Annotated in this window: 6 protein-coding genes and 1 pseudogene; 5 read left to right on the top strand and 2 right to left on the bottom strand. The window is 39.0% G+C overall.

Annotated elements, in window-relative coordinates; genetic code table 11:
* Positions 1 to 141, bottom strand: a pseudogene (locus A3I3_RS10895) (ISL3 family transposase); the annotation flags it as partial.
* A 286-nt stretch (positions 142 to 427) separates the two neighbouring features.
* Here A3I3_RS10895 and A3I3_RS0108675 point away from each other — a divergent pair.
* From A3I3_RS0108675 to A3I3_RS0108655, 5 genes are all read left to right on the top strand, one after another.
* On the top strand, positions 428 to 2,404 hold the full coding sequence (locus A3I3_RS0108675; RefSeq protein WP_018372321.1) for a peptide ABC transporter substrate-binding protein: 1,977 nt from the start codon (positions 428 to 430) through the stop codon (positions 2,402 to 2,404).
* A gap of 71 nt (positions 2,405 to 2,475) precedes the next feature.
* Positions 2,476 to 3,972, top strand: a complete 1,497-nt coding sequence (locus A3I3_RS0108670) for an ABC transporter permease (protein WP_018372320.1) — start codon at positions 2,476 to 2,478, stop codon at positions 3,970 to 3,972.
* Positions 3,972 to 4,898, top strand: coding sequence for an oligopeptide ABC transporter permease OppC (gene oppC, locus A3I3_RS0108665; RefSeq protein WP_018372319.1), 927 nt, complete (start codon positions 3,972 to 3,974; stop codon positions 4,896 to 4,898). The genes A3I3_RS0108670 and oppC overlap by 1 nt, the downstream gene beginning before the upstream one ends.
* Positions 4,899 to 4,907: 9 nt before the next feature.
* A complete protein-coding gene (locus tag A3I3_RS0108660; RefSeq protein ID WP_018372318.1) occupies positions 4,908 to 5,993 on the top strand; it encodes an ABC transporter ATP-binding protein in 1,086 nt (361 codons plus the stop codon).
* Positions 5,986 to 6,915, top strand: coding sequence for an ATP-binding cassette domain-containing protein (locus A3I3_RS0108655; protein ID WP_018372317.1), 930 nt, complete (start codon positions 5,986 to 5,988; stop codon positions 6,913 to 6,915). Before A3I3_RS0108660 ends, A3I3_RS0108655 begins: the two co-directional genes overlap by 8 nt.
* Before the next feature lie 39 nt (positions 6,916 to 6,954).
* Here the strand turns inward: A3I3_RS0108655 and A3I3_RS0108650 are convergent.
* Positions 6,955 to 7,209, bottom strand: a 255-nt coding sequence (locus A3I3_RS0108650; protein WP_018372316.1) for an ISL3 family transposase, incomplete at its 5' end; no start/stop codon positions are given.

The following is a 7,209-nucleotide window of genomic DNA, read 5'->3' as shown; positions in this document are numbered from 1 at the left end:
TTGGCAGTGAGGGCATTTAGGAGCGGGATAATCTAGCTTAGCCATGATTTCTTTATGTGTACCAGCATCTAGAACATCCAAAATCGTAATGTTAGGGTCTTTGATTTCCAGTAAGTTTGTGATAAAATTTAATTGTTCCATAAGATTCTTTCTAATGATGGTTTGATCGCTTTTCATTATAGGTCTTATGGGACTTTTTTTCTACAACAAAATAGGCTCCATAATTCCTAAAGTGATTTTACCCACTACAGAAATTATAGAGCCAAATAAGTCTGTTTTGAGGCTGGGAAACCAGCCTTTTGCTTTGTTAAAAGAGTAAAAAGTAAAATAAATTGCATTTGTCATCAAATTGTCTGAATATTTAGTTTGCTTTTTCGCTCGGGTATGGTATAATTATAGATAAAATTAATTATACGGAGAACGTTCTATGAAAAAAAGTAAACTTTTTGCGTTAGCAGGGGTCACCCTACTTGCTGCAGGGACACTTGCGGCTTGCTCTGGTGGCTCAAAGTCAAGTAGTTCAGCAACATTCAGTTATATTTATGAAACAGATCCTGATAATTTGAACTACTTAACGACAGGAAAATCTGCTACAACAGACTTAACATCAAACCTTATTGATGGTCTTTTAGAAAACGATAAGTACGGTAACCTTATACCATCCATGGCCGAAGATTGGTCAGTATCTAAGGATGGCTTGACCTATACTTATAAGATCCGTAAAGATGCTAAGTGGTATACTTCTGAGGGTGAAGAGTATGCAAATGTTAAGGCACAAGATTTTGTTACAGGACTCAAGTATGCGGTCGATAATAAGTCAGCAGCACTTTACCTAGTACAAAATTCTATTAAAGGTTTGAATGATTATGTATCAGGGGCTAACAAGGACTTTAGTTCAGTTGGTGTTAAAGCAGTGGATGATCGTACCGTTCAGTATACTTTAGAAAAACCTGAGACATTTTGGAATTCTAAAACAACGATGGGAATTTTAGCTCCGGTAAATGAAGAATTTCTTAAATCAAAAGGGAAAAATTTTGCTTCCGCTACTGATCCATCCTCACTCTTATATAACGGACCATTCCTCCTCAAGTCTTTAACTGCCAAATCATCTATTGAAATGGCAAAAAATACAGCTTATTGGGATAAGGATAACGTGCATTTTGACGCTGTAAAATTAACTTATTTTGACGGGCAGGATATAGATACAGCCGTACGTGGTTTTGATGAAAGTGGTTTTTCTCGTGCTGTTCTTAATCCAAATTCAGGCGGTTACAAGAAGTATGCAAGCAAGTTCAAGGATAATCTTGTTTATGGCTTGCAAGATTCAGGTACTTTCTTGGTAGGTATGAACATTGACCGTCAAAGCTATAATCATACTTCAAAGACAACAGATGCACAGAAATCATCTACTAAGAAAGCTATTCTGAATAAAGATTTCCGCCAAGCTCTAACTTTTGCCATTGACCGTAAGGCATATACAGCGCAAGTTAATGGTAAAGATGGAGCAACGAAGCTCTTACGTAGTTTGTTTGTTCCGTCAGACTTTGTTCAGTCAGAAGGCAAGAGTTTTGGTGATATGGTCACTGAAAAGCTGGCAGACAAGGAAGAGTGGAAAGGTGTGAATTTCAAGGATGGTCAAGATAGTCTTTACAATCCTGAAAAAGCCAAAGCGGAGTTTGCTAAAGCGAAGGAAGCTCTTCAAGCGGAAGGTGTTGAATTCCCTATTCACCTTGATATGCCAGTTGACCAAACAGCAACTAGTAAGGTTCAACGTGTTCAATCGTTGAAACAATCCATTGAAAACTCTCTAGGTAAAGAGAATGTTGTAGTTGATATTCAACAGGTATCACAGGATGAAGCAAACAATATTACTTACTTTGCTGAAAATGCCGCTCAGGAAGATTGGGACATCTCCAATAATGTTGGATGGAACCCAGATTACCAAGACCCTTCAACTTATCTAGATGTGATCAATCCATCTAAGGGTGAAAATACAAGAACTTATATGGGTTATGATGCTGGTCAAAGTAAAGAAGCTGTGGCAGCGGTTGGTTTGGATGAGTATGAACAACTGATTACCGATGCTGGTAAGGAAACTGCAAACTTGAATACGCGCTATGAAAAGTACGCAGCGGCTCAGGCTTGGTTAACAGATAGTGCTCTTTTGATTCCACTCAACTCACAATATCCTCGTCCAAATGTACAACGCTTAGTTCCATTTTCAGCGCCATACGCTGTATCAGGGAATAAAGGTGGTGTAGAATTTAAACATTACAAATACTTAGAACCAAGCAAGGATGTTGTAACTGCTAAAGAGTATGAAAAAGCAAAAGAAAAATGGGAAAAAGAACGTGCAGAGTCTAATAAGAAAGCACAAGAAGAGTTAGCAAGTCACGTGAAATAAAACCTTTCAGGAGAACTTTCTCTGCCAATTAGGGAAAGTTCTTTTGAAATAAAAGGAAGCGAAAGAAAAATATGAAGAAATACATTTTTATGCGTATCTTACGATCGCTGGTATCAATCTTTTTAGTAACGACCTTGATTTACACTATTGTTTACACAATGGTGCCAAGAAGACTGATCTTTAAACAAGATCCAAACTATAATAAGATTGCTAAAACACCTGATTCGAAAGATAATTACGAAAATACCATCTATGAGCGGATGGGCTATATTGATTACTACGACAGCAAGGAATTGCAGGAAAAAGCTAGTAAAGAAAATAGCTCTGTCACAGTAGAAGGGAATGCTACCAATAAGAAAATCTATGAAGATTACATCAAAAAGATTGGAAATGGTTGGAAGCTTTATCAATTCAAGGAAAGTAAGCAATTTTATGCAGTGCGTCAAGTGCCGGTTTATGAGCGTGTGTTTGGCTTTTATGCTAACTTGATTCAAGTTGACCATCCTTGGGTAATTAAGGATTCGTCCAATAAAAACTTGAAACGTAGCATTTCCATTGAAAACGATCCATCTGTAGGTTGGTCACTAGTTGGTTCAGGTACTCGTCATAAATATTTGATTTACTTCAATGGATCTTTCCCATTCATTCATCAAAATATCATCACACTTAATCTAGGGACTTCTTACCCGACCTATGCTAACATTCCTGTACTTCAAGTTATTACGCAAGGTCAAGGTCAAACAAAAACTCAAGAGGTACAATTCCCTAAAGGCAAGAAAATGTCTTCAGTTAACATCTATTCACGGACTTACAAATCGCCAAGTAAGGCTGATGCCCGTGACATTGCCAACTATGGTGAGGGAGATGCTTATACTGCGACAGAGAACAACTACCAATACCCGTCTATGATTGTCAATTCGTCAATTATCGGACTGATTGGGGTTATCATTTCTTATGCTCTTGCCCTGCCACTAGGCGCCTATATGGCACGTTTCAAGAACACTTGGTTTGACACAGGCACAACAGCCTTTTTGACCTTCCTCTTGTCTCTTCCAACGATTGCCTTGGTTTATGTTGTCCGTTTGGTCGGATCTAGCATTGGCTTCCCAGATTCTTTCCCAATTTTGGGAGCAGGGGATTGGCGTTCTTACGTTCTTCCTTCCTTTATTTTGGGAATTTTGAGCGTTCCAGGTTTAGCTATCTGGGTACGTCGCTATATGATTGACCAACAGTCTAGTGACTATGTTCGCTTTGCGCGTGCTAAAGGACTTTCAGAAAAAGAAATTTCTGCTAAGCATATTATGAAAAACGCTATGGTTCCAATCGTTCAAGGGATTCCAGCAGCCATTCTTAGTGTTATCGTCGGTGCGACCCTGACTGAGTCTGTCTTTGCTTTTCCTGGTATGGGTAAAATGTTGATTGACTCTGCCAAAGCAGCTAATAATTCAATGGTTGTCGGGCTGACCTTTATCTTTACAGGTTTGTCTATCATTGCCCTGCTTACAGGTGATATTCTGATGACCATTCTTGATCCACGTATTAAATTATCATCAAAAGGAGGTAAATAATGGCTACGATTGATAAAAGCAAATTTTCATTTGTCAAACGCGACGATTTTGCCTCTGAAAGTATTGATGCGCCTGAATATTCATACTGGCGCTCAGTTTTCCGTGAATTTTTCCGTAAAAAATCGACTATCCTTATGTTGGGAATTCTGATTCTGATTATTTTAATGAGTTTCCTCTATCCAATGTTTGCCAACTATGACTTTAATGATGTTAGTAAGGTAAACGACTTTAGCGCACGTTATATTCAACCTAATGCACAGTATTGGTTTGGTACAGATAGTAACGGTCAATCTCTCTTTGATGGCGTTTGGTATGGCGCGCGGAATTCGATTTTGATTTCGGTTATTGCAACCGTTATTACGACCGTTTTGGGGGTATTGGTTGGTGCACTTTGGGGAATTTCCAAGACAGTTGACCGCATCATGATTGAGGTTTACAATGTCATCTCAAATGTGCCGCAACTTCTTATCGTTATCGTTTTGACTTACTCTATTGGGGCTGGTTTCTGGAATTTGATCTTTGCCATGAGTGTTACTTCATGGATCGGTACGGCCTATTATATTCGGGTGCAAATTTTACGTTACCGTGATTTGGAATATAACTTGGCTAGTCGTACGCTGGGAACTCCAACTCTCAAGATGATTAATAAAAACATCTTGCCGCAGTTGATTTCTGTTATTGTGACTTTAGTGTCTCAAGCACTTCCAAACTTTATCTCTTATGAAGCTTTCCTATCCTTCTTTGGACTAGGTTTGCCAGTTACAGTACCAAGTTTAGGACGTTTGATTTCAAACTATTCACAAAATGTAACGACGAATGCTTATTTGTTCTGGATTCCATTGACAACTTTGATTTTGGTTTCCCTCTCACTTTATATGGTTGGACAAAATCTAGCAGATGCTAGTGATCCACGTACACATAGATAGGAGCGCTTTATGACAGAAGAAAAAAATGTAATATTGACAGCTCGCGATGTTGTCGTGGAATTTGATGTCCGCGATCGAGTTTTAACGGCGATTCGCGGTGTCTCACTTGATCTCATTCAAGGAGAAGTTTTAGCTCTTGTTGGAGAATCAGGTAGTGGGAAGTCTGTTTTGACCAAGACCTTTACAGGTATGTTAGAAGAAAATGGTCGTGTTGCCGAAGGATCTATCGATTATCGTGGGCAAGAATTAACTGAACTAAAGAGCAACAAGGACTGGGAAAGTATTCGCGGTGCTAAGATTGCAACGATTTTCCAAGATCCTATGACTAGTCTTGATCCGATTAAGACAATTGGTAGCCAGATTACTGAAGTAATCATTAAACATCAAGGGAAAAATAAACAAGAAGCTAAAGAATTGGCTATTGACTATATGAATAAAGTTGGGATTCCTGAACCTGAAAAGCGTTTCAGCGAATATCCTTTCCAATATTCTGGTGGGATGCGCCAACGGATTGTTATTGCGATTGCTTTGGCTTGTCGTCCAGACATTCTTATTTGTGATGAGCCAACGACAGCTCTTGATGTGACAATTCAGGCACAAATTATTGATCTTCTTAAATCTTTACAAGCCGAATACCATTTTACAACTATTTTCATCACTCACGATTTGGGAGTGGTGGCAAGTATTGCTGATAAGGTTGCGGTTATGTATGCGGGTGAAATTGTTGAATATGGGACGGTTGAAGAAGTCTTTTATGAGCCAGCTCACCCTTACACTTGGAGTCTTTTGTCCAGCTTACCACAGCTTGCGACCGAGCATGGAGAGCTATTCTCTATCCCTGGAACCCCACCTTCATTATACACAGAAATTAAAGGGGATGCTTTTGCACCGCGTTCAGATTATGCTATGCAAATTGATTTTGAAGAAAAGGCGCCAGCTTTCCAAATTACTTCAACACATTGGGCTAAAACTTGGCTTCTTCATGAGGCTGCTCCAAAAGTTCATAAGCCAGCGGTTATTGAAGATTTGCATCATAAGATTCGCTCAACAATGGCTTTTAGTACAGTAACATCAAAGGAGGAAGAAAATGTCTGAAAAATTAGTTGAAGTAAAAGACCTTGAAATTTCCTTTGGTGAAGGACATAAGAAGTTTGTTGCAGTTAAAAATGCCAATTTCTTCATCAATAAGGGAGAAACTTTCTCACTTGTTGGAGAATCTGGTAGTGGAAAAACTACGATTGGTCGTGCTATTATTGGACTTAATGATACTAGCAAAGGAGAGATTTTCTACGAAGGTAAAAAAATCAATTCCAAACTCTCTAAAGAGGAAGAGCGTGACCTGATCCGGAAGATTCAGATGATTTTCCAAGACCCAGCTGCCAGTTTGAATGAGCGGGCAACGGTTGATTATATCATTTCTGAAGGTTTGCAGAATTTCCATCTCTATAAGGATGAGGAAGAACGTAAAGCTAAGGTTCGTAAAATTATCAATGAAGTGGGGCTTTTGGCAGAGCATTTGACTCGGTATCCACATGAGTTCTCAGGTGGACAACGCCAGCGGATTGGGATTGCTCGCGCGTTGGTGATGGAGCCAGATTTCGTTATTGCAGATGAGCCGATTTCAGCCTTAGACGTATCCGTTCGTGCCCAAGTTCTTAATTTGCTTAAGAAGTTTCAAAAAGAGTTGGGCTTGACCTATCTCTTCATTGCCCATGACCTATCAGTGGTTCGTTTTATTTCAGATCGTATTGCTGTTATTTATAAGGGAGTCATTGTTGAGGTTGCAGAAACCGAAGAACTCTTTAATAACCCGATTCACCCTTATACCCAGTCATTGCTTTCAGCGGTGCCAATTCCTGATCCGATTTTAGAACGCCAAAAAGTTCTTAAAGTCTATGACCCAAATCAGCATGATTACTCAGTTGAGCAGCCAGAAATGGTTGAAATCAAACCCGGTCATTATGTCTGGGGGAATAAAACGGAAATTGAAAAATACCGTAAAGAATTGAAAAAATAAATAAAGGCTCTTTGTCAACTGTAGTGGGTTAACGCAAAGTCATACCCTGGAGAGAACCGAATTGGTTCTCTCCTTTTTGATATTTAAAGCGATGAGGATTCTAGTTTTAAAATTGTCAAAGTTCCGAAAGCCGAAAGCGTTTCGCTTGATGACTTTGATGAGGTTGTTAGTAGCTTCTAGTTTTGCGTTTGAGTAGGGCAGTTCCAGTGCGTTGATAATTTTATCTTTGTCCTTGAGAAAGGTTTTAAAAACAGTCTGAAAGATAGGATTTATACAAGAAATTGTTTCTCCAAT

This window comes from Streptococcus massiliensis DSM 18628 (genome assembly GCF_000380065.1).
GTDB lineage: Bacteria > Bacillota > Bacilli > Lactobacillales > Streptococcaceae > Streptococcus > Streptococcus massiliensis.
Note: the sequence above shows the minus strand (reverse complement) of the source record. Positions and strands in the feature narration are given on the sequence as shown.

Excerpts from the sequence above, each read along its gene's own strand:
- A3I3_RS0108670 (WP_018372320.1), top strand. The coding sequence starts at position 2,476 with ATGAAGAAATACATTTTTATGCGTATCTTACGATCGCTGGTATCAATC.
- oppC (WP_018372319.1), top strand. The coding sequence starts at position 3,972 with ATGGCTACGATTGATAAAAGCAAATTTTCATTTGTCAAACGCGACGAT.
- A3I3_RS0108660 (WP_018372318.1), top strand. The coding sequence starts at position 4,908 with ATGACAGAAGAAAAAAATGTAATATTGACAGCTCGCGATGTTGTCGTG.
- A3I3_RS0108675 (WP_018372321.1), top strand. The coding sequence starts at position 428 with ATGAAAAAAAGTAAACTTTTTGCGTTAGCAGGGGTCACCCTACTTGCT.
- A3I3_RS0108655 (WP_018372317.1), top strand. The coding sequence starts at position 5,986 with ATGTCTGAAAAATTAGTTGAAGTAAAAGACCTTGAAATTTCCTTTGGT.